Source organism: Inquilinus limosus (assembly GCF_002195995.1).
Classification (GTDB): Bacteria; Pseudomonadota; Alphaproteobacteria; order DSM-16000; family Inquilinaceae; genus Inquilinus; species Inquilinus limosus_C.
Window position 1 is genome coordinate 50,508 of record NZ_NHON01000012.1, and the last position, 23,653, is coordinate 74,160.

The 23,653-nt window shown below is 68.9% G+C and carries 24 protein-coding genes and 1 riboswitch; of the genes, 6 read left to right on the forward strand and 18 right to left on the reverse strand.

Going from position 1 to position 23,653, the window contains the following annotated elements; all coding sequences use genetic code 11:
* The first annotated feature begins 41 nt into the window (after positions 1-41).
* The 4 genes from chvE to BWR60_RS09025 all read left to right on the forward strand — a co-directional run bounded on the left by chvE (position 42) and on the right by BWR60_RS09025 (position 4,950).
* Complete coding sequence (gene chvE, locus BWR60_RS09010; protein WP_179221691.1) at positions 42-1,103, forward strand: multiple monosaccharide ABC transporter substrate-binding protein; 1,062 nt, start codon at positions 42-44, stop codon at positions 1,101-1,103.
* Positions 1,104-1,226: 123 nt separating this feature from the next.
* Positions 1,227-2,762, forward strand: a complete 1,536-nt coding sequence (gene mmsA / locus BWR60_RS09015) for a multiple monosaccharide ABC transporter ATP-binding protein (protein WP_088150673.1) — start codon at positions 1,227-1,229, stop codon at positions 2,760-2,762.
* Between the two features lie 10 nt (positions 2,763-2,772).
* On the forward strand, positions 2,773-3,996 hold the full coding sequence (gene mmsB / locus BWR60_RS09020) for a multiple monosaccharide ABC transporter permease (protein WP_088150674.1): 1,224 nt from the start codon (positions 2,773-2,775) through the stop codon (positions 3,994-3,996).
* 135 nt (positions 3,997-4,131) lie between these two features.
* Positions 4,132-4,950: a hypothetical protein gene (locus tag BWR60_RS09025; protein WP_088150675.1), complete on the forward strand. Its 819-nt coding sequence runs from the start codon at positions 4,132-4,134 to the stop codon at positions 4,948-4,950.
* 45 nt (positions 4,951-4,995) lie between these two features.
* Here the strand turns inward: BWR60_RS09025 and thiD are convergent, their stop codons facing one another.
* From thiD to BWR60_RS36925, 12 genes are all read right to left on the reverse strand, one after another.
* On the reverse strand, positions 4,996-5,811 hold the full coding sequence (thiD, locus tag BWR60_RS09030; RefSeq protein ID WP_088150676.1) for a bifunctional hydroxymethylpyrimidine kinase/phosphomethylpyrimidine kinase: 816 nt from the start codon (positions 5,809-5,811) through the stop codon (positions 4,996-4,998).
* Positions 5,808-6,476, reverse strand: coding sequence for a thiamine phosphate synthase (thiE, locus tag BWR60_RS09035; RefSeq protein ID WP_088150677.1), 669 nt, complete (start codon positions 6,474-6,476; stop codon positions 5,808-5,810). Before thiE ends, thiD begins: the two co-directional genes overlap by 4 nt.
* A 63-nt stretch (positions 6,477-6,539) precedes the next feature.
* Positions 6,540-6,634, reverse strand: a riboswitch (TPP riboswitch).
* Positions 6,635-6,872: 238 nt separating this feature from the next.
* Entirely contained in the window at positions 6,873-8,312 is a 1,440-nt protein-coding gene (locus tag BWR60_RS09040; RefSeq protein ID WP_088150678.1) for an aldehyde dehydrogenase family protein, read from the reverse strand.
* 74 nt (positions 8,313-8,386) lie between these two features.
* Positions 8,387-9,748: a DNA recombination protein RmuC gene (gene rmuC / locus BWR60_RS09045; protein ID WP_088150679.1), complete on the reverse strand. Its 1,362-nt coding sequence runs from the start codon at positions 9,746-9,748 to the stop codon at positions 8,387-8,389.
* A gap of 42 nt (positions 9,749-9,790) precedes the next feature.
* Positions 9,791-11,065: a phosphopyruvate hydratase gene (gene eno / locus BWR60_RS09050; RefSeq protein WP_088150680.1), complete on the reverse strand. Its 1,275-nt coding sequence runs from the start codon at positions 11,063-11,065 to the stop codon at positions 9,791-9,793.
* Positions 11,062-12,060 (reverse strand): phosphotransferase family protein, encoded by a 999-nt coding sequence (locus BWR60_RS09055; protein ID WP_088150681.1) that lies wholly within the window; start codon positions 12,058-12,060, stop codon positions 11,062-11,064. The genes eno and BWR60_RS09055 overlap by 4 nt, the downstream gene beginning before the upstream one ends.
* A gap of 171 nt (positions 12,061-12,231) precedes the next feature.
* Positions 12,232-12,960: an SDR family NAD(P)-dependent oxidoreductase gene (locus BWR60_RS09060; protein WP_088150682.1), complete on the reverse strand. Its 729-nt coding sequence runs from the start codon at positions 12,958-12,960 to the stop codon at positions 12,232-12,234.
* Between the two features lie 319 nt (positions 12,961-13,279).
* Positions 13,280-14,281, reverse strand: coding sequence for an AraD1 family protein (araD1, locus tag BWR60_RS09065; protein WP_088150683.1), 1,002 nt, complete (start codon positions 14,279-14,281; stop codon positions 13,280-13,282).
* 7 nt (positions 14,282-14,288) lie between these two features.
* Entirely contained in the window at positions 14,289-15,065 is a 777-nt protein-coding gene (locus BWR60_RS09070) for an SDR family NAD(P)-dependent oxidoreductase (protein ID WP_088150721.1), read from the reverse strand.
* Between the two features lie 55 nt (positions 15,066-15,120).
* A complete protein-coding gene (locus tag BWR60_RS09075) occupies positions 15,121-16,872 on the reverse strand; it encodes an IlvD/Edd family dehydratase (protein ID WP_088150684.1) in 1,752 nt (583 codons plus the stop codon).
* A 30-nt stretch (positions 16,873-16,902) separates the two neighbouring features.
* The gene (locus BWR60_RS09080) at positions 16,903-17,715 is read right to left on the reverse strand and encodes a FadR/GntR family transcriptional regulator (protein WP_088150685.1); all 813 of its coding nucleotides are present in this window, start codon (positions 17,713-17,715) and stop codon (positions 16,903-16,905) included.
* A 62-nt stretch (positions 17,716-17,777) separates the two neighbouring features.
* Positions 17,778-17,945: a hypothetical protein gene (locus BWR60_RS36925; RefSeq protein WP_179221692.1), complete on the reverse strand. Its 168-nt coding sequence runs from the start codon at positions 17,943-17,945 to the stop codon at positions 17,778-17,780.
* A gap of 139 nt (positions 17,946-18,084) precedes the next feature.
* Between BWR60_RS36925 and BWR60_RS09085 the strand changes: the two genes are divergently transcribed.
* Both BWR60_RS09085 and BWR60_RS09090 read left to right on the forward strand, forming a co-directional pair.
* Positions 18,085-18,981, forward strand: a complete 897-nt coding sequence (locus BWR60_RS09085) for an aldose 1-epimerase (protein ID WP_088150686.1) — start codon at positions 18,085-18,087, stop codon at positions 18,979-18,981.
* Between the two features lie 368 nt (positions 18,982-19,349).
* A complete protein-coding gene (locus BWR60_RS09090) occupies positions 19,350-20,417 on the forward strand; it encodes a saccharopine dehydrogenase family protein (RefSeq protein ID WP_088150687.1) in 1,068 nt (355 codons plus the stop codon).
* Positions 20,418-20,482: 65 nt separating this feature from the next.
* Here BWR60_RS09090 and BWR60_RS09095 read toward each other — a convergent pair whose 3' ends face one another.
* The 6 genes from BWR60_RS09095 to BWR60_RS09120 form a co-directional block, all read right to left on the reverse strand.
* The gene (locus tag BWR60_RS09095; RefSeq protein WP_088150688.1) at positions 20,483-20,812 is read right to left on the reverse strand and encodes a type II toxin-antitoxin system RelE/ParE family toxin; all 330 of its coding nucleotides are present in this window, start codon (positions 20,810-20,812) and stop codon (positions 20,483-20,485) included.
* A gap of 5 nt (positions 20,813-20,817) precedes the next feature.
* Positions 20,818-21,102 (reverse strand): type II toxin-antitoxin system Phd/YefM family antitoxin, encoded by a 285-nt coding sequence (locus tag BWR60_RS09100; protein ID WP_088150689.1) that lies wholly within the window; start codon positions 21,100-21,102, stop codon positions 20,818-20,820.
* 60 nt (positions 21,103-21,162) lie between these two features.
* Positions 21,163-21,834, reverse strand: coding sequence for a fused DSP-PTPase phosphatase/NAD kinase-like protein (locus BWR60_RS09105; RefSeq protein ID WP_179221693.1), 672 nt, complete (start codon positions 21,832-21,834; stop codon positions 21,163-21,165).
* Between the two features lie 80 nt (positions 21,835-21,914).
* Positions 21,915-22,667 carry a Bax inhibitor-1/YccA family protein gene (locus BWR60_RS09110; RefSeq protein WP_088150691.1) on the reverse strand — a complete coding sequence of 251 codons (753 nt, stop codon included), beginning with the start codon at positions 22,665-22,667 and terminating at the stop codon, positions 21,915-21,917.
* A gap of 131 nt (positions 22,668-22,798) precedes the next feature.
* Positions 22,799-23,308: a GNAT family N-acetyltransferase gene (locus BWR60_RS09115; protein ID WP_088150692.1), complete on the reverse strand. Its 510-nt coding sequence runs from the start codon at positions 23,306-23,308 to the stop codon at positions 22,799-22,801.
* A 3-nt stretch (positions 23,309-23,311) separates the two neighbouring features.
* A complete protein-coding gene (locus BWR60_RS09120; protein WP_088150693.1) occupies positions 23,312-23,614 on the reverse strand; it encodes a DUF1778 domain-containing protein in 303 nt (100 codons plus the stop codon).
* Positions 23,615-23,653 lie beyond the last annotated feature (39 nt).

The following is a 23,653-nucleotide window of genomic DNA, read 5'->3' on the forward strand; positions in this document are numbered from 1 at the left end:
ACGGCAAGCCCGGGCGCAGAAGAGAGCAGAGGGAGAAAACGGTGAAGCTGATCACATCCATCACCGCGCTGGCGCTGGGGCTGTCCGCCTTCGCGCTGTCCGCGCAGGCGGCCGACAAGGGCCTCGTCGGCGTGTCGATGCCGACCAAGACCTCGGCGCGCTGGATCGCCGACGGCGACAACATGGTCAAGTCGCTGCAGGCCAAGGGCTATGACGCCGACCTGCAATATGCGGGCGACGACATCCCGACCCAGCTGTCGCAGATCGAGAACATGGTCACCAAGGGCGCCAAGGTGCTGGTGATCGCCGCGATCGACGGCACCACCCTGACCTCGGTGCTGCAGCAGGCGCACGACGCCGGGATCAAGGTCATCGCCTATGACCGCCTGATCCGCGACACGCCGAATGTCGACTACTACACCACCTTCGACAACTTCCAGGTCGGCGTCCTGCAGGCCGGCTCGCTGGTCGACGCCCTCGGCCTGAAGGACGGCAAGGGCCCGTTCAATGTCGAGCTGTTCGGCGGCTCGCCGGACGACAACAACGCCTTCTTCTTCTACAACGGCGCGATGTCGGTGCTGCAGCCCTACATCGACAGCAAGAAGGTGGTGATCCCCAGCGGCCAGATGGGCATGGACAAGGTCGGCATCCTGCGCTGGGACCCGAACACCGCCCAGGCCCGCATGGACAACCTGCTGTCGGCCTATTACGGCGACAAGAAGGTCAACGCCGTGCTGTCGCCCTATGACGGCCTGTCGATGGGCATCATCGCCTCGCTCAAGGCGGTCGGCTACGGCTCGGGCGACCAGCCGCTGCCCTTTGTCTCCGGCCAGGACGCCGAGGTGCCGTCGGTCAAGTCGATCCTCGCCGGCGACCAGTACTCCACCGTGTTCAAGGACACGCGCGACCTCGCCAAGGTCACCGTCGACATGATCGACGCCGTGATGGGCGGCAAGGAGCCGCAGGTCAACGACACCAAGACCTACAACAACGGGGTCAAGGTGGTGCCGTCCTACCTGCTGACGCCGGTGCCGGTGACCAAGGCCAACGTCCAGAAGGTCCTGGTCGACAGCGGCTACTACACCGCCGACCAGCTGAAGTAACCTGATGAAGCCCCAGGGCCCCGCGTCTCCGGGCGCGGGGCCCTGCCGTTGCATCCGCCACCCTCCGGGGCGGCGGATCGGCGCCCGTGGCGAGCGGAGCCTCGAGTGGATACAGTCAATCCCATGGTCGATACGATCCTGGAGATGCGGGGGATCACCAAGACGTTCCCGGGCGTGAAGGCGCTCAGTAACGTCAACCTCGCGGTCAAGCGCGGCGAGATCCATGCCGTGGTCGGCGAGAACGGCGCCGGCAAATCGACGCTGATGAAGGTGCTGTCCGGCGTCTACCCGCACGGCTCCTATGAGGGCGAGATCCGGTTCGAGGGGAAGGAGCGGCACTTCCGCTCGATCTCCGACAGCGAAGAGACCGGCATCATCATCATCCATCAGGAGCTGGCGCTGGTGCCGCTCCTGTCGATCGCCGAGAACCTGTTCCTCGGCAACGAGGTGGCGAAGCGCGGCGTCATCGACTGGAACGAGACGCTGACCCGGGCCCGGGCCCTCTTGGCCAAGGTCGGGCTGAAGGAGAATCCGGCGACGCTGGTCACCAATATCGGCGTCGGCAAGCAGCAGCTGGTCGAGATCGCCAAGGCCCTGTCGAAGGAGGTCAAGCTCCTGATCCTCGACGAGCCGACGGCCAGCCTGAACGAGAGCGACAGCGACGCGCTGCTGGACCTGCTGCTGGAGTTCAAGCGCCAGGGCATCTCCTCGATCCTGATCTCGCACAAGCTGAACGAGATCACCAAGGTCGCGGATTCGATCACCATCCTGCGCGACGGGTCGACCATCGAGACGCTTGATGCCCAGGGAGGCGCGGTCAACGAGGACCGCATCATCAAGGGCATGGTCGGGCGCGACCTGACCGACCGCTATCCCGAGCGCGAGCCGAAGCTGGGCGAGACGCTGTTCGCGGTGAAGAACTGGAGCGTCTATCACCCGCTGCATGCCGACCGGCAGATGATCAAGGGCATCGACCTGACCGTCCGCGCCGGCGAGGTGGTGGGCATCGCCGGGCTGATGGGCGCGGGGCGGACCGAATTCGCCATGAGCGTGTTCGGCAAGTCCTACGGCCAGAAGATCACCGGCACCGCCACCATGCGCGGCCAGGCGGTCGACCTCGGCACCGTGCCGAAGGCGATCGACGCCGGCCTCGCCTATGTCACCGAGGACCGCAAGTCGCTGGGGCTGGTGCTGATCGACTCGATCCAGCACAACATCCCGCTGGCCCATCTTCCCGGCGTGGCCCGCCGCGGCGTCATCGACGACATGCGCGAGCTCGGGGTCGCGACCGACTACCGGCGCAAGCTCAACATCCGCTCCTCCGGCGTGCAGCAGCGGACGGTCAACCTGTCCGGCGGCAACCAGCAGAAGGTGGTGCTGAGCAAGTGGCTGTTCGCGGAGCCCGAGGTGCTGATCCTCGACGAGCCCACCCGCGGCATCGACGTCGGCGCCAAATACGAGATCTACACCATCATCAACCAGCTGGTGGCGGCCGGGAAGGGCGTCATCATGATCTCGTCGGAGATGCCGGAGCTCTTGGGCATGTCCGACCGGATCTACGTCATGAACGAGGGCCGCTTCGTCGCCGAGATGCCGGCCAAGGAAGCCTCTCAGGAAAGCATCATGCGGGCGATCATGCGCTCGAAAGAACGGGCCTAGGAACACGGCAATGACAACCGATACCACCGCCCTGCAGGGTCGCGCGAACAGCCGGATCGGCGAGTTCCTGAAGAACAACATTCGCGAATACGCGATGCTGCTGTCGCTGGTCGCGATCATGGTGTTCTTCCAGTTCGCGACCGACGGCCGGCTGTTCACGCCGCTGAACCTCAGCAACCTGATCCAGCAGAACGCCTATGTGATCGTGCTGGCCTTTGGCATGCTGCTGGTCATCGTCAGCGGCCATATCGACCTGTCGGTCGGGTCGATCGCCGGCTTCGTCGGCGCGGTCGGCGGCGCGCTGATGGTGTGGCAGGGCATCGACCCCTGGCTCACCGCCATCGCCTGCCTGGCGCTGGGCGCGGTGATCGGGGCGGCCCAGGGCTATTTCATCGCCTACCGCAAGATCCCGTCCTTCATCGTCACCCTGGCGGGCATGCTGGCCTTCCGCGGCCTCTGCATCATGGTGCTGAACGGCGAGCGCGCCGGGCCGGTGCCGGTCGATTTCCAGAAGATGTCCTCGGGCTTCATCGCCGAGCCGTTCGGGTCGATGACCGAGCTGTTCACCGGCAACGGCAAGGTCTGGATCACCACGCTGCTGATCAGCATCGCCGTGCCGCTGATCCTGGTCTGGTTCAACGTCAAGAACCGGCGCAACGAGATCCAGCACGGGGTGGAGCAGGAGCCGCTGCTGTTCTTCGTCATCAAGAACGTGGCGACGGTGGTGGCGCTGGCCGGCCTCGGCTACCTGCTGGCCACCTATAACGGCCTGCCGAACATCCTGATCCTGATGGGCGTGCTGGTCGTGCTCTACGCTTTCGTCACCACCCGCACCACGCTGGGCCGCCGCATCTACGCGGTGGGCGGCAACGAGAAGGCGGCCAAGCTGTCCGGCATCAACACCGAGCGGCTGGTGTTCCTGACCTTCATCAACATGGGCGTGCTGGCGGCGCTGGCCGGGCTGATCACCACGGCGCGCCTGACCTCGGCGGTGCCGCAGGCCGGCAACCAGTTCGAGCTCGACGCCATCGCCGCCTGCTTCATCGGCGGCGCCTCGGCCTCGGGCGGCGTCGGCAAGATCACCGGCGTGGTGATCGGCGCCTTCATCATGGGCGTGATGAACAACGGCATGTCGATCCTCGGCCTCGGCATCGACCTGCAGATGGTGATCAAGGGCCTGGTGCTGCTCGCCGCCGTGGCCTTCGACGTCTACAACAAGAACAAGGTCGGCTGAGGCTTCCGGCCATCCGATCCGCAGGCGGGCCCGGTCTCCGGCGCCCGCCTTTTTCTTGACGCGAAGAGAGGCAACAAGGTGGCCGGGCGGCGGGTTGCCGCGGCCCGCCGACACGACCACGACGAGCCTCTCCCCATGCAGACCCTGTCCGCCTTCCCGACCCGGCCGCTGCGGGTCCATGCGCCGCGCCCGAAGACCGTACGCCGCGTCCTGACGATCCTGCTCGCGGAGATCATCCTGATCGCTCTCCTGGTCGGCGCGGTCTGGTGGATGGGCCCCAGCCTGCTGAACGACGCGCGGATCCGCCAGAACCCCGCGGTGGCGGAGGCCGGAACAGTCACCGACGGCGAGTGCAAGACCAAGGTGGCGATCACCTTCTGCGACGCCACCCTGGCCGCGCCCGGCGCCGACGGCGCCACGGTCACCGCCGAGGTCTCCTACCTCTTCGTCGACGTGCATTTCGGCGACTACGACACCGACGTGGTGCAGAGCGCCGCGGATCCGCGGCTGCTGACGACCAGCCTGGGCCTTGACACTTTCTGGAACCGCGTCGCCAGCTTCGCCGTGGCGGTGGTCCTGCTGCTGGTCGGCATCGTCGGGCTGGTCCGCACCGGCTTCCGCCAGCAGCGGACGGAGCGGGAGGCGGTGGCGCTGGACGGCCAGCGCCTGACGCCGATGGTGGTGACCATCCGCGGCGGCCAGAAGGTGAAACGCACGATCACCTGGCGCCTGGCCTACCCGTCGCCGGCCGGCGAGACCAAGGGGACGGTGATGACCGGGTCGGACTTCATGCCCTTCACTCTCGATGCCCAGGGCAAGCGTGCCCTCGCCGTCACCGGCCCGGCGGGCGGGGCGCCGTTCCTGATCGATTCGAACCTGGCCCGGCTCGAGCTGACCGAGGCGGAGCGGGCGGCGCTGCTGCAGGCGCAGCAGCTGGACCAGGCGGCGGGCTGAGTTCGAAGATCGGGCTCGCTCTCGCGAGCCCGGCCTATCCGGCCACTACCCCCACCAGCGGTGGAAATGGTGCAGCGGGCCGTGGCCGCCGCCGACGGACAGGCGGTCGGCCGCTTCCAGCGCCCCGGTCAGGTAGGCCTTCGCCTCCCGCACCGCTGTCTCCAGGTCGGGCCGCTGCGGCAGCAGCGCCGCGATGGCGGCGGACAGGGTGCAGCCGGTGCCATGGGTGTTGCGGGTGGCGATGCGCGGTGCCGCCAGGGTCATGGAGCCAGCGGCCGAGAGCAGCAGGTCCGGGCTCTCCGCCTCCTCCAGATGGCCGCCTTTCAGCAGCACGGCCTGGGAACCGAGCGCCAGCAGCGCCGCGGCGATGTCCGGCATCTCCTCCCGCCGTTCGGCCGGCGCGCGGCCCAGCAGGTCGGCGGCCTCCGGCAGGTTCGGGGTCGCCACCGTCGCCAGCGGCAGCAGCTCCTCGCGCAGCGCGGCGACGGCGTCACGGTCCAGCAGCCGGTCGCCGCTCTTCGCCACCATCACCGGGTCGACCACCACCCGGCTCAGCCCGTGCCGGCGCAGCGCATCGGCCACCGCGCGCACGATCTCGCCGGTCGCCAGCATGCCGATCTTCACCGCATCGATCCGGACATCGGCCAGCAGGCAGTCGATCTGCTTGGCGACGAAGGCTGGAGACACCAGCTCCACCGCCTGCACCCCCCGGGTGTTCTGGGCGACCAGAGCGGTGATCACTGCGCAGCCATAGGCGCCGAGGGCGGAGAAGGCCTTCAGGTCGGCCTGGATGCCGGCGCCGCCCGAGGGGTCGGTGCCTGCGATGGTCAGGACGTTGGGAATATGGGCGGGGGGGATCATCGTGCCCGCCCTTCCGCCACCGCGGCGGCGATGGCCCGGGCGGCCGCCTCGGGATCGGGCGCGGCGCAGATCGCCGAGACCACGGCGACGCCGTCGGCCCCGGCGGCGATCACATCGGCGGTGCGGGCCGCGTCGATGCCGCCGATGCCGACGGCGGGCAGCGGCACCAGCCGGCGCAGCGCCCGGAAGCCGTCGACCCCGATCGCCGGCCGCGCGCCGACCTTGGTGGTGGTGGTGAAGACCGGGCCGATGCCGGCGTAGTCGGCGATGGCGATGTCGACCGCCTGCGCTTCGGCCGCGTCATGCACGGTGACGCCGACGATCCGGCCGGGCCCCAGCAGGTTCCGCGCCGTCGCCGCCGGCATGTCGCGGTCGCCGAGATGGACGCCGTCGGCGCCGACCGCCAGGGCGACGTCGACCCGGTCGTTGATCACCAGCGGCACGCCATGCGGCGCCAGCACCGCTTGCAGCGCCCCGGCCGCCGCGATCAGTTCTCGCGTCGTGGCGTCAGGGTCGCGCAGTTGCACGATGGTGACGCCGCCCCGGGCCGCCGCCGCGGCGACCTCGGCCACGCCGCGCGGCCCGCTCAGCCGCGTGTCGGTGACCAGATAGACCGACAGGTCGAGGCGCCGCCTCGGTTCTGTTGCCTCTGCAGCCGCAGCCATTCCGCTCCTCCGTGGCCGGCGGGGGAATGTCGGCGATCGATCCTGAGGATCCGGGGCCCGGGGCGGGCATCGCGTGACGGCTCCCTTCGCTGGCATGACCCAGATCAGGTTCGACGGGTATGATCTCAGCCCGTTTCCGGGCACCCCGTGTCACTTCCGGGCTCAGGCTCGCAAGCCGGGAAGGCCGGTGTCAAACGGAAAGGGCCCGGCCGTCGCCGGCCGGGCCCTCCTGCATTCCGTTCTTGGATCGGTCAGAGGCCGTTCGAGACTGCGCTGGCGTGAGTCGGCTGGTGGTGGTTTCGAGAACCGGCGCGCAGCGGACGTTAAGTCCGTGAGCACCGGAAGTGGAGAAACCGCCATCAGACGGCCACGCCAGTAGCAGTATCGAACGGTCTCTCAGCCGGGGAAGGTGTAGGCGGTCTTCACCACCGTGTAGAACTCCGCGGCGTAGCGGCCCTGCTCGCGCGGGCCGTAGCTGGAGCCCTTCCGGCCGCCGAACGGCACGTGGTAGTCCACGCCCGCGGTCGGCAGGTTCACCATCACCATGCCGGCCTGGCTGGCCCGCTTGAAGTGGCTGGCATGCTTCAGGCTCGAGGTGGCGATGCCGGCGGACAGGCCGAACTCGGTGTCGTTCGCCGTGGCCAGCGCCTGCTCGTAATCCTTGACCCGGATCACCGAGGCGACCGGCCCGAAGATCTCCTCGCGGCTGATCCGCATGTCGTTGGTGGTCTCGGTGAACAGCGCCGGCGACAGGTAGAAGCCCTCGGTCTCGCGGTTCAGCCGTTCGCCGCCGAAGGCCAGCTTGGCGCCTTCCTTGACGCCGATGTCGATGTAGGACAGGTCCTGGTCGAGCTGGCTCTGGTCCACCACCGGGCCCATCTCGGTGCCCTGCTTCAGCGCGTTGTCGACCTTCAGCGCCTTCAGCTTCTCGGTCATCGCCGCGACGAAACGGTCATGGATGCCCTCGGTCACGATCAGCCGCGAGGACGCCGTGCAGCGCTGGCCGGTGGAGAAGAAGGCGCTGTTGGTGGCGGCGCCGACGGCGGTGTTCAGGTCGGCGTCGTCGAGGATGACCATCGGGTTCTTGCCGCCCATCTCGAGCTGCACCTTCTTGCCGATCTCGGCGCAGCGCACGGCGATACCGCGGCCGGTGCCGACCGAGCCGGTGAAGGTGATGGCGTCGACATCCTTGCTGGCGACGAAGGCCTCGCCGACCACCGAGCCGCGGCCCATCACCAGGTTGAACACGCCGGCCGGCACGCCCGAATCGACGATGATCTGCGACAGGGCCCAGGCGCTGCCCGGCACCAGGTCGGCCGGCTTGAACACGACACAGTTGCCGTAGGCGAGCGCCGGCGCCAGCTTCCAGGCCGGGATCGCGATCGGGAAGTTCCACGGCGTGATCAGGCCGATGACGCCGATCGGCTCACGCGTGATCTCGACATCGATGCCGGGGCGGACCGAGGCCAGCTTCTCGCCCTGGATGCGCAGCACCTCGCCGGCGAAGAACTTGAAGATCTGGCCGGCGCGGGCGGCCTCGCCGATGCCCTCGGGCAGGGTCTTGCCCTCCTCGCGCGACAGGAGCCGGCCCAACTCCTCCTTCTTCGCCAGGATGGTGTTGCCGATCTTGTCCAGCAGGTCGTGCCGCTCCTGCAGCGTGGTCATCGACCATTTCGGGAAGGCGGCGCGGGCCGCGGCGATCGCCTGCTCCGCCTGGGCGCGGTCGGCGCGGGCGTATTCGCCGATCACGTCCGACAGGTCCGACGGGTTCACGTTCTTCGACGCGTCCGGGCCTTCGACCCAGGACCCGGCGATGTAGTTGGCGTGGACGCTCATCTGGTTTCCTCTCTCGACCTATTGTCGGATGAATGATGACTGGATAGGGCCCGCGGCCTTCCGATGCAACAGGGCTATGGCGTGTCTTCTTCCGCCGGACCGCTGGAGGTGGGCATCTCCGCCTCCGGCGCATCCAGCTCCAGCAGCGGCGCGGCGCGGTCCATCGGCAGCTCCTCCACCTCGCGCAGCTTGCGGTGGATGGCGCGGCTGCGGACGCCGATCTGGTGGATCACGTTCTGGCCTTCCTGCAGCTTCTTCTCGACCTTGCCCATCAGCTCGCCATAGGTGCGGAACTCGGTCTTCACCGCGCCCAGCACCTGCCAGATCTCGGCCGATTTCTCCTGGATCGCCAGGGTGCGGAAGCCCATGCGCAGGCTGGACAGGAAGGCGCCCAGCGTGGTGGGGCCGAGGATGGTGACGCGGTGCTGCTCGCGGATCGATTCGCGCAGGCCGGGGCGGCGCAGAACCTCGGCGAACAGCCCCTCGGTCGGCACGAACAGCACGGCGAAGTCGGTGGTGGTCGGCGGGCAGATGTACTTGGTGGCGATGCGCTTGGCCTCTTCGCGCATCCGCCGCTCCAGCGCCGTGCCGGCCTTGGCCGCGGCCTCGGCATCGCCGGCCTCGACCGCCAGGATCAGCCGTTCGTAATCCTCCTGCGGGAACTTGCTGTCGACCGGCAGCAGCACGCCCTCGGGCAGGCGGATGGCGAACTCCACCGTCTCGGTGCTGTCGGCGCGCGGCCGGGCGTTGCGCACCAGCTGGTCCTCGGTCAGCACCTGCTCCAAGAGGGCGTCCAGCTGCTCCTCGCCGAAGGTGCCGCGGGTCTTCACCCCGGACAGCATCTTCTTCAGGTCGCCGACGCCGCCGGCCAGAACCTGCATCTCGCCCAGGCCCTGATGCACCCGCTCCAGCCGTTCGCTGACGGTCTGGAACTGGGTCTGCAGCCGCGCCTCCAAGGTCGCCTGCAGCTTCTCGTCGACCGTGGCGCGCATCTGCTCCAGCTTCGCCTCGTTCTCCTTGCGCAGCGACTGCAGGTTCAAATCCATGGTCTCGCGCAGCCGGTTCTGGCTCTGCGCCATCGACTCGGACAAGGCCTGCAGCCGGGCGGCGACGGTGTCGAGGCGGCTCTGCTGGGTCTCGCCGATCGCCTTCATGGCGCCGACCAGCGTCTCGCCGGTGTTGCGCAGCGACGATGCGATCTCCTGCCGCTGCCGGCTGTCCCGCGCCTCGGCCGAGGCGTCCGCGCGCCGCTCCACCGTCTGCAGCGCCTGCTCCACCCGCGCCAGGTCGCGGCGCAGATCCTCGATCGCGCCGGTCAGCGGGCTGACATCCAGCCGGGTGCGGCGGAACAGGGCGACCAGCAGGGTCAGCACGGCGACGCCGAGGATGGCGAGGCCGAGGATGCGCAGATCGATCGAGGCGAGGTCGAAGGTCATGGACTCATCCGGTTGCGGGACGGCAGAACACCCCGGATGGGGTCACCCGCGCAAGACGCTTCGGCCGGCGAAGACGGCGCGGCCGCCCAGCGCCTCCTCGATCCTGAGGGCCGCATTCCACTTCGCCATCCGCTCCGACCGGGCAAAGGATCCGACCTTGAGCTGGCCGACACCCCAGCCGACCACGAGGTCGACGATGGTGGTGTCCTCGCTCTCGCCCGAGCGGGCGGAGACGATGCCGCCCAGGCCAGCCTCCCGCGCCGCGTCCCACGCCGCCTTGGCCTCGGTCAGCGTGCCGCGCTGGTTCGGCTTGATCAGCACGGTGGTGCAGGCCTGCGCCACCGCGGCGTCGCGCACCCGGGCGGCGTCGGTGACCAGGAAGTCGTCGCCCACCACCTGCACCCGGTCGCCGATCGCGGCGGTGATGGCGCGGAAGCCCGCGGCGTCGTCCTCCGCCACCGGGTCCTCGACCGAGACGATCGGCCAGCGCCGGGTCCAGCCGGCCACCAGCTCGACCATCTGCCCGGTGTCGAGGTCCCGCCCCTCGAAGCGATAGCGGCCGTGGCGGCCGAATTCCGACGCGGCGACGTCCAACGCGATCGCCACCTCCTCGCCCGGCCGGCGGCCGGCGCGCTCGATGGCGCGGACCAGCATGTCCAGCGCTTCCGCCGCGTCGGCGAAGTCGGGCCAGAAGCCGCCCTCATCGGCGACGCCGTACAGCTTGCCGGCATCGGCCATCAGCGACCCGGCGGCGCGGTAGACCTCGGCGGTCCAGTCCAGCGCCTCGGCGAAGCTGCCGGCGCCGGGGCAGACCAGCATGAAATCCTGCAGGTCCAGCCGCCGTCCGGCATGGGCGCCGCCGCCGAAGATCTGGATCTCGGGCAGCGGCAGCAGGGTGGCCGCGTCGCCGCCCAGATGGCGCCACAGCGGCAGGCCGGCAGCGGAAGCGGTGGCATGGGCTGCGGCCATCGACACGGCCAGGGTGGCGTTGCCGCCCAGCCGCGACTTGTCGGGCGTGCCGTCGAGATCGATCAGCATCCGGTCCAGCCCGGCCTGGTCGGCGGCATCGAAGCCGATCAAGGCACGGGCGATGTCGCCGTTCACCGCGGCCACCGCACCCTGCACGTCATGGCCGCCGAAGGCCGCGCCGCCGTCGCGCCGGTCCAGCGCCTCGCCGGAGCCAGTGGAGGCCCCCGCCGGGGCGATGGCGCGGCCGGTGGCGCCACCGTCGAGCCGGATCTCGGCCTCGACCGTCGGCCGCCCCCGGCTGTCCCAGACTCTCCGGCCGCGGATTCCGGCGATGGTGGTGGAGGTCACAGGTTCAGCTCCTCTGCCCAGGCCGTCCGAATGTCCGCCAAGCGAGACGGCGGGTCCAGCAGCAAGGCCCGGGCGACGCGGCGGACGCGGTCCTGCTGCGCCGTGTCGGTCAGGTACTCGGCCGGCGACTTGCCGTCGACCCGGGCCAGGAACAGGCCGGGCAGCAGCCGGGCGGCGCGGGATTCGAAGGCGTCGGCCGGTTCCCAGTCGACCCCGGCGCGATAGGAAGCGGCCAGAGCGTCGAAGCAGGCCAGGAAGTCCGAGGCCGAACCCGGCCGCCACAGCCCCTTCAGCAGCAGGTGGTTCAGGCAGAAGGCCAGGTCGAAGGCCGGATCGCCCCACCAGGCGCATTCGGCGTCCAGGAACACCGGCCCCTGCGGCCCCACAAGAATGTTCTTCGGGCTGACATCGCCATGCACCAGCGCCCGCTTCGTCGTCCGCGTGGTCTCGACCAGCGTGTGCAGCGCCGGGGCGCAGTCAGGGTGGGCGATCGCGGTCGCCACCAGATAGGGCTCGAGGCGGATGTCGTAGAAGATCGCGTCGGTCGGGAAGTGGGCGGCCAAGGCCGGGTCCTTCGCCGTGGCGGCATGGATCGCTGCGAGGCGCCGCCCGACCTCGGCGGCGAAGGCCGGGTCGGCGCGGCCGTCCCGCAGCTCGGCCTTCCACACCGGATGGTCCTCCGGCGCCAGATAGGCCATGGCCAGCGCCCCGGCCGCCTCGTCCTGGCCCAGCAGCCGCGGCACCGCCGCCGGCACGATGCCGGCCGCGATCCGCATCCAGCGCGCCTCGTACAGGTTGCGCGCCACCGGCGCCCGCCAGTCGGCCGTCACCCGCAGCTTCGCCAAAGCGCGCTTGACACAGATCGGGCCCGCGGCCAGGTCGACGCGGAAGATGTCGGAGGAGACGCCGCCGGTCAGCGCGGTGAATCGCGGCGTCTTGTCCGGTCCGGCCAGCCCCATCCGGCGCAGCGCCGCCAGCAAGTCGGCATCTGCCATCGATTCAGCCTTGATCCGCCGGAGCCGCCCCCTCACCCGAAATCGCTGACGCGATTTCGACCTCTCCCCAAGGAGAGGTAACCCACCCCTCTCCTCGGGGAGAGGGAGGGGCCCGGCGCCGCAGGCGACGGGAGGGTGAGGGGGATGTCGGCCGCACCGCTGGGCGCGGGCTCAGTACGTCGCCCGGCCGCCGGACAGGTCGAAGACGGCGCCGGTGGTGAAGCTGTTCTCGGCCGAGCACAGCCACGTGATCATCGACGCCGCCTCCTCGACCTTCAGGAAGCGGCCCCGGGGAATGCGCGACAGCATGTAGTCGATATGCTCCTGGCTGATCTGCTCCAGGATCCGGGTCTTGGCGGTGGCCGGGGTGACGCAGTTGACCGCGATGTCGTGGCCCGCCAGCTCCTTGCCCAGCGACTTGGTCAGGGCGATCACGCCCGACTTGGCGGCGGAATAGGCGCTGGCATTGGGGTTGCCCTCCTTGCCGGCGATCGAGGACACGTTGACGATGCGGCCATAGCCGCGCGCGATCATGCCCGGCACCACCGCCCGGCAGCAGTAATAGACGGCGTTCAAATCCAGCTCGATCACCTGGCGCCAAGTGTCGAGCGGATAGTCCCAGGTCTTCACCGAGGGCCCGGCGATGCCGGCATTGTTGATCAGGATGTCGATCTGCCCCTGGGCCTCGACCGCCGCGGCCACGGCGGCGGCGTCGGTGACGTCGATGGCGACGCCGGTGGCGCCGATCGCCTTCGCCGTCGCCTCGACCAGGGCCTGGTCGCGGTCCCACAGCACCACCCGGGCGCCGGAGGCGATGAAGCGCTCGGCCACGGCGCGGCCGATGCCCTGCGCCCCGCCGGTGACCACGGCCAGCTTGCCGTCGAGATCGATCCTGTTCATCCCCGTTTCCCCGTGTTCCGGCCCGCCTGAGGCGGTGTCTTGGCTGTCATCATGCCGATATGCCCGACTTTATCCGGGCTCGGGTGGATGTCGCCAGCTTCTGAGTGGCTGGGTCAAGCCTCCGGGTGTGAATTTACCCGATGGGGTGGCCCACCCCCTCACCCTCCCGCCGCCAACGCGGCRGGCCCCTCCCTCTCCCCGAGGAGAGGGGAAGGGGGTCGGCTCTGTTCACCTCTCCTCGGGGAGAGGTCGGAATCGCGCAGCGATTCCGGGTGAGGGGGCGGCGCCGACGTCTCCGCCAGGCCGCCCCCCTCCGGTCTTACAGCGCCCGGACCGTCACCGTCTCCTCGGCCGCGCGCGCCAGCGGGTTGCGCAAGGGGCGGCCGAAAGCCTTGGCTTCGATCTCGAAGCGGTCGCCCGGCTCCGGCTTGATGCCGTCGGTGACGCTCAGCGTCGCCGTGCCGAAGAAGTGCAGATGCACGTCGCCCGGCCGGCGGAACAGCCCGTATTTGAAGTGGTGGTGCTCCAGATTGGCGATCCAGTGGCTCATATTGGCCTCGCCGCTCAGGAACGGCTTCTCCCAGATCGTCTTGCCGCCGCGGGTGATGCGGCTGGTGCCGCGCACATCCTCCGGCAGCTTGCCCACCAGCAGTTCCGGCCCGACCGAGCACTGGCGCAGCTTGGAATGCGCCAGCAGCAGGTAGTTCTGCCGCTCGGTGATGTGGTCGGAGAACTCGTTGCCGATGGCGAAGCCGACGCGCCAGGGCGTGCCGTCCGGCCCGACCAGGTAGCAGCCGGTGATCTCCGGCTCCTCGCCGCCGTCCAGCGCGAAGGACGGCATGGTCAGCTTCTGCTCGCCGGCGACGACGATCGACCCGTCGCCCTTGTAGAACCACTCCGGCTGCACGCCCGGCTTGGCACCCGTTTCCCCGCCGGCCGGCTTGCCGCCGGTCAGGCCGTCGCGGAACATCTTCATGCTGTCGGTCAGCTTCTCGGCCTCGCCGAGGGTCTTGTGCATCTGGTCGCGGGCATCGGCGCTGCCGAGATGGGTCAGGCCGGTGCCGGTGACGATGCAATGCGCCGCGTCCGGATGGTCCAGCGGCGGCAGCAGGCGCGCCTCGGCGATCACCGCGTCATACGATTCGGTGCCGGCGCCGTCATCGGCCGCGACCAGCTCGGCGATCGACTTGCGCGAGGCGATCGCCGCCTGGGCCAGGTCGTAGGTGGTGTCGAAGGCGGAGAGCAGCTTCAGGGCATCGCCCTGGCCGGCGACGCCGACGCGCCGCTCGCCCGACTTGGTGCGCAGTTGGATCAGGTTCATATCCGCCTCACAGTCCCGACGCCCAGCCGGCGTCCACAACGAAAGTCTGGCCGGTGCACATGGCGCTGTCGTCCGCCGCCAGCCACAGGGTCATCTGCGCCAGATGCACGGGCAGCACCTGGTCGGGGATGCACTGCCCCTTCCGGCGCTCCTCATCCGCCTCGGGCGTCAGCCACAGATCCTTCTGCCGCTGGGTGATGACCCAGCCCGGCATCACGGTGTTGACCCGGATGTGCTGCGGGCCCCAGTCGCGGGCCAGGCCGCGGGTCAGCCCCTCCACCCCGGCCTTGGCGGAGGTGTAGGCCGGCATGCCGCCCTGGCGCAGCCGCCAGGAGACCGAGCCGAAATTGATGATCGAGCCGCCGCCGGCATCGCGCATCCCCGGCTGCACCGCCTGGGCGGCGAAGAACTGGTGGCGCAGATTCACCGCCATGCGCTCGTCCCAATAGTCGGGCTCAACCGTCTCCGGCGCGTGGCGCTGGTCGTGCGCCGCGTTGTTGACCAGGATGCGGATGGTCCCGATCGCCTGCTGCGCCTCGGCCACCGCGGCGCGCAAATCGGCGATGTCGCGCAGGTCGCAGTGCCGGAACTGCGGCGCCTTCAGCCCCTCGGCCTTCAGCCGCTCGACCAGCGCGGTCGACGCCTCGTCGTTGATATCGACGAAGAACACCCGCGCCTGCTGGCGACAGAGATGCTCGACGATGCTCTCGCCGATGCCGCTGCCGCCGCCGGTGACGAACACCGGCTTGTCGCGCAGCGACGGATAGTTCGCGTATTGGGTCATGATGTCCGTCTGCAAGGAAGAGGCCCACCCCCGCCGGAACGGGCCCGGATCGTGTTCAATGGCTGTCGCGCGGTACCGCATGGCCGCGGCAGCCGACCAGGAAGTCCAGGTCGGCGCCCTTGTCGGCCTGCATCACGTGGCGGACATAGAGCTCCTGATAGCCGCCCTTCATGGCCGGCTCCGGCGGCGACCAGCGCTTGCGGCGCTCCGCCAGCTCCGCGTCGGAGACGTCGAGATGCAGGCGCCGGCCGGCGACGTCCAGCTCGATTATGTCGCCGTCCTGCACCAGGGCCAGCGGGCCGCCGGCCGCGGCCTCCGGCGCCGTGTGCAGCACCACCGTGCCGTAGGCGGTGCCGCTCATCCGGGCGTCGGAGATGCGGACCATGTCGCGCACGCCCTTCTTCAGCACCTTCTGCGGCAGCGCCATGTTGCCGACCTCGGCCATGCCCGGATAGCCCTTCGGGCCGCAGTTCTTCAGCACCATGACGCAGGTCTCGTCGATGTCGAGATCCGGGTCGTCGACGCGGGCCTTGTAGTGCTCGATGCTCTCGAACACCACGGCGCGGCCGCGATGCTGCATCAGCTCCGGCGTGGCGGCGGAGGGCTTCAGCACGGCGCCGTCCGGCGCCAAATTGCCCTTCAGCACGGTGATGCCGCCCTGCTTCACCAGGGCATTGTCCCAGGGGCGGATCACCTCCGGGTTCCAGTTGGCGGCGTTCTGGACATTCTCCCACATGCTCTTGCCGGTGACGGTCGGGGCGTCCTTGAACAGCATGCCGTTCTCGCCCAGCGCCCGGGTCACCGCCGGGATGCCGCCGGCATAGTAGAAATCCTCCATCAGGAAGCGGCCGGACGGCATCAGGTCGACCAGGGTCGGCACGTCGCGGCCGTACTCGTCCCAATCCTTCAGGGTGAAGTCGGTGCCGGTGCGGCCGGCCAGCGCCAGCAGGTGGATGACGGCGTTGGTCGACCCGCCGATGGCGCCGTTGACGCGGACCGCGTTCAGGAAGTTCTCGCGGGTCAGGATCTTCGAGATGCGCAGATCCTCATGCACCATCTCGACGATGCGGCGGCCGGACATGTGGGCGATGACATAGCGGCGGGCGTCGACCGCGGGGATGGCGGCGCAGCCGGTCAGGCTGGTGCCCAGCGCCTCGGCCATCGAGTTCATGGTGCTGGCCGTGCCCATGGTCATGCAGTGCCCGGCGGAGCGCGACTGCGCCTGCTCGGCCTCCATGAACTGCTGCAGGCTCATCACCCCGGCCTTGACGTCGGCATCGAACTGCCAGACCGAGGTGCCGGAGCCGATGGTGCGGTCCTGGTAGCGGCCGTTCAGCATCGGGCCGCCGGAGACGACGAGGGCGGGGATGTCGCAGCTGGCGGCGCCCATCAGCAGCGCCGGGGTGGTCTTGTCGCAGCCGGTCAGCAGGATGACGCCGTCGATCGGGTTGGCGCGGATCGCCTCCTCGACATCCATCGCCGCCAGGTTGCGGTACAGCATGGCGGTGGGCCGGAGGTTGGTCTCGCCGGTCGAGAACACCGGGAACTCCAGCGGGAAGCCGCCCATCTCCCACACGCCGCGCTTCACATGCTCCGCCAGCTTGCGGAAATGGGCGTTGCAGGGGGTGAGCTCGGAGAAGGTCTGGCAGATGCCGATCACCGGCCGGCCGTCGAAGACGTGGTCCGGCAGGCCCTGGTTGCGCATCCAGCTGCGATGGATGAAGCCGTCCTTGTCGTGGGTGCCGAACCAGTGGGAGGAGCGCAGGGGCTTCCTGTTGCTGTTGCTGCTGCCGGCGTCGTCAGCCATCACTGAAGTCCTTGTTGGCTAGGCTGGGGGTCAGGGGGTCGGCTTGATGTGCGGCAGGGCGCGGCGCATGTCCTGGGCCGCATCCTCCAGCAGGACCCGCATTGCCTTGCGCGCCGCCTCCGGCTCGCGCGCCAGGATCGCATCGCGCACCGCGCAGTGAAGGGGCAGCGACACCTGCAGCGCGCCGGGCGCGTTGTTGGTGATGCGGAAGCTCGATGCCATCGCGGTCTCGATCAGGGCGCCTAGCGGCTGCAGGAACTCGTTGTTCGACGCCGCCAGGATCGACTGGTGGAAGCGCAGATCGGGCTCGACCGAGGCGTCGCCGTCCGGCGCCGTCTCCATGTCAGCGAAGGCGCGGCTGATCGCCTCGCGTTGCGTGTCGTCGGCGCGTTCCGCCGCCATTGCCGCGGCCGCGGGCTCGATGATCTGGCGGATCTCGAACAGGTTCTTGGCCAGGCGCTCCATCGGCTGGGTGGCGAGCTGCCAGGCCAGCAGGTCCGGGTCCAGCATGTTCCATTCGGCGCGCGGCCGCACCCGCGTGCCGGTCTTGGGGCGGGATTCGACCAGCCCCTTGGCGGCCAGCACCTTGATCGCCTCGCGCAGGGCGGTGCGGCTGACCGAGAACTGGGTCGACAGGTCGGATTCGTTCGGCAGCACCGTGCCGGGCGGGATGTCGCCGCGGACGATCCGGGTGCCGATGTCGTAGGCGATCTGGCCGTGCAGCGACCGGCGCGAGAAGGTCTTGCTGCCCGGCGGCTGGTCGGGGATGGCCGTGCGGGTGGCGGCCCGCCGCTGCGCCGGGCGCGGCAGGGTTCCTGTCACCGCATCCGCATGCGCGGTCATCGCCACCGATCCTTTTGGTCTGTCCGGGCCGGACATCTCTGATTCCCCTTTCCTGCCGCCGGTCAGACGCAGCCGTCCGGGCGCCGCAGCGCCCCGGCTCCGCCGTCTCCCGCCGGTTCGACGATCTCCTTCCGGCCGATGCGCAGGTTCGGGGTGGACCCGGCGGCATCGCCACGGGTCCTCCGCATGTCGTTCGCGCGAACGACATCCTCTCCGCTCTTCTCGACCACGGCCTTTCCCCAGCGGTGCGATCTGGCGTGCCGACCGCACTCTTTGCTATTCATCATACAATTTGAGTATTGAGCCCTCGGCGGATCGGCGTCAAGCATTGCCGAACATGGCTCGGGGCAATGGCGAAGGGAGGATGGAATGGCGCTGGAGATCGTGCAACTGCGGGAAGGGGACAGCGGGGCCGACATCGTGCCGGCGATCGGCGGCGGCATCGCCGGCTGGTGGACCGGCAGCGGGGAAGCGCGGCGCGACTGGCTGCGTCCGGCCACGCCGGAGGCGCTGGCGGCGGGCGACCCGCTGGGCCTCGGCAACTTCCCGCTGACTCCGTTCTCGAACCGGATCCGCGAGGGCCGCTTCCGCTTCCAGGGGCGGGAGGTGCGGCTGCCGCTGAACACGCGCGAGCGGCACCAGCTGCACGGCCATGGCTGGCAGCGGCCCTGGACGGTGCTGGAGCGGTCGGCGACGCGCTGCGTGCTGGTCGACGATTACGCCGCCGACGCCTGGCCCTTCCCGTACCGGGCGCGGCAGGAGTTCACGCTGACCCCGGTCGGATTCGACCTGCTGATCGCTGTGGAGAACACCGGCGACCGGCCGATGCCCGCCGGGTTGGGCCAGCATTTCTACTTCCCCCGCACCCCGCAGACGACCGTCACCGCCGGGATCGAGCGGATGTGGGTCAATGATGCCGAGGTGATGCCGCTGGAGCTGGTGGAGCCGCCGCCTGAGAAGGACCTGCGCCGCGGCTTCCGGCCCGAGGCGGTGCGGACCGACAACAACTTCACCGGCTGGGACCACCGGGCGGTGATCGACTGGCCGGAGCGTCGCGCCCGGCTGGTGATGGAGGCCGACGCCCCGTTCGACTTCCTGGTCTGCTATTCGCCGGACGACCCCTATGTCTGCGTCGAGCCGGTGAGCAACGCCACCGACGCCTTCAACCTGGCCGAAGCCGGCCGCACCGACACCGGCATGACGGTGCTGCAGCCGGGCGAGACGCTGCGCGGGGTGGTGCGCCTGCGGCCGGAGGTGGTGGGGTAGGATTCGAGGCCGGCCTCCCGTCGTCATGGCGAGCCCCGCAGGGGCGTGGCCATCCAGGGGCCGATGCGAGCCGCCCTGGATGGCCACGTCGCTACGCTCCTCGCCATGACGGCTGAGTGGGGTGGTAAGAGCCGGTGATCTGGTTCCACCGAGAATCAGTGTGCAGTCCTCTCCAATGGCCGAATTCAGGTCGGCTAATTATCTTGCTCTCCGCTCCCGATCGGCCGGCGACTCGAAGGTCGCCCGGCCGTCCCGCGCACCTTCCGGAACGCCAAGACACAAGGCTTTCTGCGCCTTTCCGGCGGGTGTAGAGACGGCGCCATCCGCACCCCCGGCGTCCGGGGCGTCCGTCTGTAAGGAGAGGCGTCATGACCAAGGTTCTGCTGCTCGGCGGCGGCAAGATCGGCACCTGCATCACCGCCCTGCTGACCGCCACTGGTGACTACCAGCTCACCGTCGGCGACCAGGACCAGGGCATGCTCGACCGGCTCGAGGCCAATGTCGCCAAGCGCCAGCTGCGCTTCGACGACGCCCAGGCGCTGCGCGACGCGGTGTCGGGCCACGACGTGGTGATCTCGGCCGCGCCGTTCCACCTGACGCCGCTGATCGCCGAGGCGGCGAAGGACCGCGGCGCCCATTACTTCGACCTGACCGAGGATGTCGAGAGCACCCGGCAGGTCAAGGCCCTGGCCGAGGGCGCGAAGACCGCCTTCACCCCGCAATGCGGCCTGGCCCCGGGCTTCATCTCGATCGTCGGCTACGACCTGGCGAAGCGCTTCGACGAGCTGCACACCGTGCATATGCGCGTCGGCGCCCTGCCGGTCTATCCGTCGAACGCGCTGAAGTACAACCTGACCTGGTCGACCGACGGCCTGATCAACGAGTACTGCAACCCGTGCGAGGCGATCCATGAGGGCGAGCTGCGCGAGGTGCTGCCGCTCGAGGGCATGGAACACATCTCGCTCGACGGCATCGACTACGAGGCGTTCAACACCTCGGGCGGCCTCGGCACGCTGTGCGAGACGCTGGACGGCAAGGTCAAGTTCCTGAACTACAAGACCGTGCGCTATCCGGGCCATCGCGACATCGTCAAGCTGCTGGTCAACGAGCTGCAGCTGGGCCAGCGCCGCGACATCCTGAAGGACGTGCTCGAGGCCTCGATCCCGATGACCAAGCAGGACGTGGTCCTGATCTTCGTCACCGCCTGGGGCAAGAAGGAAGGCCGCCTGATGCAGGAGACCTACGCCAAGAAGGTCTATGCCAAGGAGATCGGCGGCCAGCTGTGGAGCGCGATCCAGGTCACGACCGCGGCCGGCATCTGCGCCATGGTCGACCTGCACCGCGCCGGCCAGCTGCCGCAGAGCGGCTTCGTGCGGCAGGAACAGGCGAACCTGTCCGACTTCCTGGCCAACCGCTTCGGCCAGCACTACGCGTAAGAAGAACCGGGTTTAGGGAAGAAACGGGAAAGGGCGCGGCTTCGGCCGCGCCCTTTTCATTCGGCTCAGGGCGATTTCAGCAATCGGTGCCGCAAAAGGCTCTGCATGTCGCGCCGTCCGTCGAGAACGCAATGGACGACCACCGCGTCCTCGCGGACCCGATAGATAATGCGATAGGGCTTGTAATGGGCCTCGCGGAACTGGGTCAGTCCGAGGTCCCGCAATTCCTTCGAGATGTTGCCGCGTGACGGCAGGTTTGCCAGCCGACGGATCATATCGTTCAAGGATCGGAGGATATGACGGGCATTCTCCGCCGAATCGTGATCGGCGATGAAGTCGACGATGCTTTCGAGGTCCCGTTCCGCTTCCCGCAGCACGATGACAGTGAGGGACACGGAGATCAGTCCTTGAGGCGCGCCTCAAGGCGGGCTTCCAGGTCGGCAAAGACGTCCTCGGCTGGCCGGAACTTGCCCGCTTCATAGTCGCGCTCGCCCAGCGCCAGGATCTTCAGCAGCGCCAGGGTCTCCTGGGTCTGCTCGTAGCTGTCGATGTCCTGCAGCACCGCCTTGGCCTCGCCGTTGACGGTGATGATGAAGGGCTCCTGCCCCTCTCGCAGCCCCTGGATCACCTCCGGGGCATGGGCCTTCAGGTAGCTGATCGGCTTGATGCGGTCGGACAGCTTCATGGCGGCGGCCTCCTTGCCTCGGCCCGAATATAGACCGAATTCGGACTGCCGGGAAGCCGCCTACTCGCGCCCGAGCAGCCCGTCCACGACCATGGTGGCGAGACCGCTGGGGGTGAAGGAGGCCTTCACCTTCTTGCGGTCATAGGCGGTGTCGACCCAGTCCCAGAAGGCGATCGGCTCGCGGGCATTGGCCTCGGCATAGGTCTCGATGAACCGGTCCAGCAGGCCGGTCGGCGACTTCTTGAAGTGCAGGTAGCGCCAGTGCAGCTGCTTCAGCGCCTCGGCCGGCGGGGTGTTCTCGCGCGTCATCAGGATCAGGGCGGCCACCAGCCCGGCGCGGTCGGAGCCCGACTTGCAATGCACCAGGATCGGGTATTCCGCCGCCTCCAGCACCCGCCGCAGCTGGTGCAGCACGCTGACCTTCGGCGCGTCGCGCGACTTGGTGGTGACGTCGACCAGGGTGATGCCGTAGCGGCGGCAGGCCTCCGCCTCGCGGCGGTAGGAGCCGCAGTCGCGCGGGCCGCGCAGGTTGATGATGGTGCGGATGCCGTCGCGCGCCATGCCGCGGATCTGGTACGGCAGCGGCTGGCCCGAGCGCCAGATGCCGGGCGCGATCTCGACCCGGGTGTTGACGAAGGTCCGGAACACGCAGTGGTCGACGATCCAGCTGTCCAGCGCGTCGGCCAGGCGGCCGCGGCCTTTTCTGGGCTGGTCGGGAACGGCTTCGGTCATGTCCATGTCGCGGGCGTGGTCCGGAAAAGCGAAGCCCGGCAGCCGAAGCTGCCGGGCTGTGCGTGGCGACGGTCTTGCCGTCAGTTGCGGTTGCCGAACAGCCGCAGCAGGAACAGGAACAGGTTCAGGAAGTTCAGGTACAGCGTCAGCGCGCCCCAGACCGCGGTCTTGGTCTCGACCTCCTGGCCCAGCCCCTCGGCATACTGCTCCTTCAGCCGCTGGGTGTCGTAGGCGATCAGGCCGGCGAAGATCAGCACGCCGAGCACGCTGATGACGAAGGCCAGGCCGCTCGAGGCCAGGAAGATGTTGACCAGGCTGGCGATGACGATGCCGATCAGGCCCATGATCAGGAACGAGCCGAAGGCCGACAGGCTGCGCTGGGTGGTGTAGCCGTACAGGCTCAAGCCCGCGAAGGACGCGGCGGTGATGAAGAACACCCGCACCACGCTCTCGCCGGTATACGCCAGCAGCACCGGCGCCAAGCCGATGCCCTGGAGCGCGACGAACGCCCAGTACAGCGTCTGCAGCGTGGACGCGCTCATCGAGCGGATGCCCATGCTCATCCAGAAGATCAGGCCGATCGGCGCCAGCAGGGCGACCCAGCCCAGCCCGGTCAGGCCGATCCGCCCGAAGGCATTGACCGCCAGGAACGTCCCGCCGATCGGGGTGAACATCACCAGCGCGGCGGTGATGCCGCTGACCAGCAGGCCGCCGGCCATGTACCAGTAGATCCGCAGCATGTACTGCCGCAGACCCTCGTCGAACGCCGCACGCTCGATGGTGCGCGCGCCGGCGCCCTGTGTTGCGTAGCGGCCCTGGGGATCGAAGGCCATCTCGAAAACCTCTAGTGTGGTGAAGAACCACGCGGCTGAAATATTGGCAGCGTGGGGCCAGGATACAACATGTGGGCGCTGCGTCGAAAGGTTCCGGGCCTGTCGCGGCATCCCCCGGTGCCCGGCCGGCGCTATTCGAACAATTTCCGGAGATCGGCGGTCGGTCGAAACAGCTTCATCGGCTGGTCTGGAAACGGCATAAAGCCCTCCCGCTCGTAGAAGGATCGTGCTGCGTCGTCCTTGGCATCCACCACCACCGCGAAGGACGCGATCTCGCTTCGAAGCACGCGCTGCAGCGCATCTGCCAGCAGGAAGCGGCCATAGCCTCGCCCCTGCTGCCGCCGATCGACCGCAAGCCGTCCCAGCAACGTCGCCGGAACCAGGGGATAGCGAGGCAGGCGCTTCGCTGTTTGTGGAGGAAGCTCGCCCAGCTTCACCGCGGTCGACGACACTGTGTAATAACCGCCGATCGAGCCATCCTCCATGACAAGCAAGAAGGTTGCGGCCATGTTCTTGCGGGCATCCTGTCCGGCCTGCACCCGGAAATAGCGATCCAGCGCGTCGACACCGCTTGTGAATGAACTGCGATCGTGATGGGCGCCGAGAGCCTCAACTCGAAATCCCGCCGGCGACCCCGCCATGGCCTAGCCGCCGGTCGTTTCGCGATAGCGGCGCACCGTTTCGCGAAGACGATCGCCGACCGGCTTCGGATTCAGCAGCGCATCGACGAAGGCTTCGCTGTCTCTCACCGACAGCTCGAGCTGCTGATGCTCTTCGATCGCGCGACGGGCCGCGTCCTGCACGCTCGTGAGGACGAAGTCGGTAACAGTGCGCCCCTGCAGGGCGGCGGCCCGCTCGATCAGGTTCTTCTGCTCGGCCGTCACCCGGGCTTCCAAGCGCTCCGACCTCGTTCGGTTGCGCGACGTTTTCGTGGCTGCATTCGTCATGGCGGCTTCTCCCGCTCAAATGTACGGCCAGTGGCCGGC

Bases quoted from the DNA above. Each gene is read 5' to 3' on its own strand.
- thiE (WP_088150677.1), bottom strand. From the start codon at position 6,476: ATGGCTGCGGCTGCAGAGGCAACAGAACCGAGGCGGCGCCTCGACCTG.
- BWR60_RS09105 (WP_179221693.1), bottom strand. From the start codon at position 21,834: ATGACCGAAGCCGTTCCCGACCAGCCCAGAAAAGGCCGCGGCCGCCTG.
- BWR60_RS09115 (WP_088150692.1), bottom strand. From the start codon at position 23,308: ATGGCGGGGTCGCCGGCGGGATTTCGAGTTGAGGCTCTCGGCGCCCAT.
- BWR60_RS09040 (WP_088150678.1), bottom strand. From the start codon at position 8,312: ATGAGCGTCCACGCCAACTACATCGCCGGGTCCTGGGTCGAAGGCCCG.
- rmuC (WP_088150679.1), bottom strand. From the start codon at position 9,748: ATGACCTTCGACCTCGCCTCGATCGATCTGCGCATCCTCGGCCTCGCC.
- BWR60_RS09055 (WP_088150681.1), bottom strand. From the start codon at position 12,060: ATGGCAGATGCCGACTTGCTGGCGGCGCTGCGCCGGATGGGGCTGGCC.
- mmsA (WP_088150673.1), top strand. From the start codon at position 1,227: ATGGTCGATACGATCCTGGAGATGCGGGGGATCACCAAGACGTTCCCG.
- BWR60_RS09025 (WP_088150675.1), top strand. From the start codon at position 4,132: ATGCAGACCCTGTCCGCCTTCCCGACCCGGCCGCTGCGGGTCCATGCG.
- araD1 (WP_088150683.1), bottom strand. From the start codon at position 14,281: ATGAACCTGATCCAACTGCGCACCAAGTCGGGCGAGCGGCGCGTCGGC.
- thiD (WP_088150676.1), bottom strand. From the start codon at position 5,811: ATGATCCCCCCCGCCCATATTCCCAACGTCCTGACCATCGCAGGCACC.
- BWR60_RS09085 (WP_088150686.1), top strand. From the start codon at position 18,085: ATGGCGCTGGAGATCGTGCAACTGCGGGAAGGGGACAGCGGGGCCGAC.
- mmsB (WP_088150674.1), top strand. From the start codon at position 2,773: ATGACAACCGATACCACCGCCCTGCAGGGTCGCGCGAACAGCCGGATC.
- BWR60_RS09060 (WP_088150682.1), bottom strand. From the start codon at position 12,960: ATGAACAGGATCGATCTCGACGGCAAGCTGGCCGTGGTCACCGGCGGG.
- BWR60_RS09120 (WP_088150693.1), bottom strand. From the start codon at position 23,614: ATGACGAATGCAGCCACGAAAACGTCGCGCAACCGAACGAGGTCGGAG.
- BWR60_RS09100 (WP_088150689.1), bottom strand. From the start codon at position 21,102: ATGAAGCTGTCCGACCGCATCAAGCCGATCAGCTACCTGAAGGCCCAT.
- BWR60_RS09090 (WP_088150687.1), top strand. From the start codon at position 19,350: ATGACCAAGGTTCTGCTGCTCGGCGGCGGCAAGATCGGCACCTGCATC.
- BWR60_RS09070 (WP_088150721.1), bottom strand. From the start codon at position 15,065: ATGACCCAATACGCGAACTATCCGTCGCTGCGCGACAAGCCGGTGTTC.
- BWR60_RS09080 (WP_088150685.1), bottom strand. From the start codon at position 17,715: ATGACCGCGCATGCGGATGCGGTGACAGGAACCCTGCCGCGCCCGGCG.
- BWR60_RS09075 (WP_088150684.1), bottom strand. From the start codon at position 16,872: ATGGCTGACGACGCCGGCAGCAGCAACAGCAACAGGAAGCCCCTGCGC.
- BWR60_RS09110 (WP_088150691.1), bottom strand. From the start codon at position 22,667: ATGGCCTTCGATCCCCAGGGCCGCTACGCAACACAGGGCGCCGGCGCG.